At 68.2% G+C, this 2,455-nt stretch carries 3 protein-coding genes and 1 pseudogene; 1 reads left to right on the top strand and 3 read right to left on the bottom strand.

Annotated elements, in window-relative coordinates:
* Positions 1-686: 686 nt before the first annotated feature.
* Positions 687-764, top strand: a pseudogene (locus tag ACIA8E_RS41770) (hypothetical protein); the annotation flags it as partial.
* A 93-nt stretch (positions 765-857) separates the two neighbouring features.
* Here ACIA8E_RS41770 and ACIA8E_RS41765 read toward each other — a convergent pair.
* The 3 genes from ACIA8E_RS41765 to ACIA8E_RS41755 all read right to left on the bottom strand — a co-directional run bounded on the left by ACIA8E_RS41765 (position 858) and on the right by ACIA8E_RS41755 (position 2,033).
* Positions 858-1,061, bottom strand: a complete 204-nt coding sequence (locus tag ACIA8E_RS41765) for a hypothetical protein (RefSeq protein ID WP_399307320.1) — start codon at positions 1,059-1,061, stop codon at positions 858-860.
* Between the two features lie 149 nt (positions 1,062-1,210).
* Positions 1,211-1,423: a hypothetical protein gene (locus ACIA8E_RS41760; protein ID WP_399307318.1), complete on the bottom strand. Its 213-nt coding sequence runs from the start codon at positions 1,421-1,423 to the stop codon at positions 1,211-1,213.
* A gap of 139 nt (positions 1,424-1,562) precedes the next feature.
* On the bottom strand, positions 1,563-2,033 hold the full coding sequence (locus ACIA8E_RS41755) for a DUF6247 family protein (protein WP_319740742.1): 471 nt from the start codon (positions 2,031-2,033) through the stop codon (positions 1,563-1,565).
* Between the last annotated feature and the right edge of the window lie 422 nt (positions 2,034-2,455).

Here is a 2,455-nt window from a genome sequence, read left to right as displayed (position 1 = left end):
ACAGCCTCACCCTACGACCGCCGCCAAGACCGCAGGACCCAAACGCCAACAGCCACACTCGCCAGAGTGACCCCGCGAAAACGTCGAAAGTCGAGTCCTATGGAGAAGAGGTGTAAGTGGCAACTTCCTGGATACCAACCGGTTTGACCTGCAGACGAACGGATTGACGTATCGGGACCGATACCTGCGTCGGCAGCCGCATTGGAAGCGTGGCCGGTACCAGGGCAGGTACCGGCTCCGGCAGCAGGTCAGTTGAGGACCCAGACCTCACCGACCCGCGCGGCGAACGCGGTCTCACGGGTCTCGGTGAACTCAGACAGTCCGGCCCCTGTCCCTGCGTACCGCCCGCCTGCTGACCGGACAGGACTTGGTACGGAGGTACCGACAAACACCAGGTCCGTGGTGGACTTTCGTAAACATCGGCCCCCCAGGAAGCCGCTCGCCCTGGCGGCCCCGGTGCCTTCGCATGCCGGGCCGTGTGATCACGGACCGTGCGCCCTGACGGATTTACTGGCCGTGGAACGGCTGGACGATCCGTGTTGCTGCGCCGGCCACCATCCCGAAGCGGTCCGCACCACCACGTGAGCACGCCGCCGGCGCTGGGCCCGGACGACGGTTACCACTGTCGCCCCCAGGGCCTGCCTCCCAGATCTCCCTGATGGCTCTGTTCACCAGTCCGCGAAGAAGCAATCATCGCGTTGAACGAACCCGACATCGAGGCCTGCCAGATCTGCCATCCGGAGACAGGACTGACGGGCGTATAGGGCTCGTTCGGATCACCCGTCGCGCAGCAGAGGTAGTCGGCGTCCCTGGCGCGCCCGAGTTTCATAGACCAGCCCTCAAATGAGGGCCCAAAACTAGAAGAGGGCGGGTCCGGTGCCCAGCTGTCGGCGGACCTGCGATCGCATCTCCACCTGGTGCTCGGCAGCACGGACGGAGGGCTTGGCGGTGGCCCGGGCCGCGGCTGTACCGCCGCGCTCGTGGTTGTCGCCAATTGGCGACAGCTCCGGCTCGACGTCGTCCCGGGGACCGGTGCCAAGAGGGCGGCGGGTGGTGCTCATCGCCCCAAAGTCTCCCAGTTCGCCGGACGGGCAAGCTCAACGGTGCCGCGCTGAGCGGAGCGCCCACGGCGGGCGGCCCGGTCACATCGCGACCGGCAGCAGGATGGGCCCGGCCTGGTGGCCGGGCCCATCCTGCTGCCGGTCGCGTTTTAGCGAACGGTGGCCTTGGGGTGTCCGGTGGAGGCGCGGTCGATCCAGACCGTGCGGCGCTCGGCGTCCAGCAGGTACCAGATGCGGCCGCCGGCCGTGACCTCGATCTGCCAGCGGTCCATCGGCTCCCCGCGGTGGGCACCGTGGGCCAGCTCGCCCTTGAGCCGGTGGTGCCGTTCGGTCCGGGTGGCCGGGGCCGGGTCGGTCCGCATGAGGTGCCAGGCGGCGCGGGTGTTTCTCGCGGCTTGGGTGCTCAGCTGCTCCCATCCCTTGGCGGCCTCGCCGTTGGCGAATCGGACGTCCCATTCGTCTTCGCCGGGCGGGGGTGCGCACGGTCTCCGCGCTTTGGGCTCACGCTGCGGCTCCGGGCTCGGGGACAGGGCCGTAGTCCTCGCCGGAGTCGGTGGTGAGTGCGGCGTAGAGCTCGGGGTCGGCGTGCACCTCGGCGGTGTGCCGCCACTCGGTGATGAGCTGGGCGACGGCGGCGGTGTTGTCCAGCTCGGCGGCGGCGCCCAGCGCCTCGACCAGCTCTACGGAGAACTCCCGCACGTCGTGGGCGGGCAGGTAGCGCACCCAGGGGAAGGTCGCCGGCAGGACGTCCAGCACGAGGGTGCGGCCCTGCGGGGTGCGCATCATCTCTACGAACATGCGGCTGGTCGCGCCCATGACGGTGCTGTCCTGCTCGGCTCGGGCGGCCGTGGTCAGCACCAGGTCCTCGTCATCGCGTCGCCGGAGCAGTATCCGCCGGGCGCCGCGTAGCGCGGCCAGTGTCACCTTCGGCTTGTTCAGTAGCTCCGACAGGTTCGTTTCCATCAGGCTCATGACTTGAAGCTTAGTTGACAAGTCCCGGGAGGGCGAGCGCTACGCGGACCGCTTCCGCTCGATGGGCGACAGAACGAGCCCGACACCCGGGCTCTGTTGCAAGCGCCCGCCGGACGGTCCCGGTCCTGCCTGCCCGCTGCTTGTGCCCGCCTCGTTCCCGCTCTCCATCGTCGTTCGAGGTCGATTACCTCACTGTCGAACGCGCGAAAATCTATGTTGGCTGGAGTAGACATTGGGTGGTGGCGTGGTTATGGTTTCTCTCGTAGCCGAGATCAAAGGGGCCTGGCAGAGACGAACTGCCGGGCAGCAGTACACGCAGTTGCAGTTCGCAGGACGGTGCGGTGGTGGAGTTCCGAAGCCAGGGCTGTTGGTGACGGGGCTGACGGCCGGACCGGGTGGCCCGCAGTGATCAGGGGCCGCCG

Origin of the sequence: Streptomyces sp. NPDC051664, assembly GCF_044453545.1 — a bacterium.
GTDB lineage: Bacteria > Actinomycetota > Actinomycetes > Streptomycetales > Streptomycetaceae > Streptomyces.
The sequence above is the reverse complement of the archived record's forward strand: the minus strand, read 5'-3'. Positions and strand labels throughout refer to the sequence as shown.

What these genes read in the sequence shown, in the direction of transcription:
- ACIA8E_RS41765 (WP_399307320.1), bottom strand. Translation starts at nt 1,061, where the DNA reads ATGAGCACCACCCGCCGCCCTCTTGGCACCGGTCCCCGGGACGACGTC.
- ACIA8E_RS41760 (WP_399307318.1), bottom strand. Translation starts at nt 1,423, where the DNA reads ATGCGGACCGACCCGGCCCCGGCCACCCGGACCGAACGGCACCACCGG.
- ACIA8E_RS41755 (WP_319740742.1), bottom strand. Translation starts at nt 2,033, where the DNA reads ATGAGCCTGATGGAAACGAACCTGTCGGAGCTACTGAACAAGCCGAAG.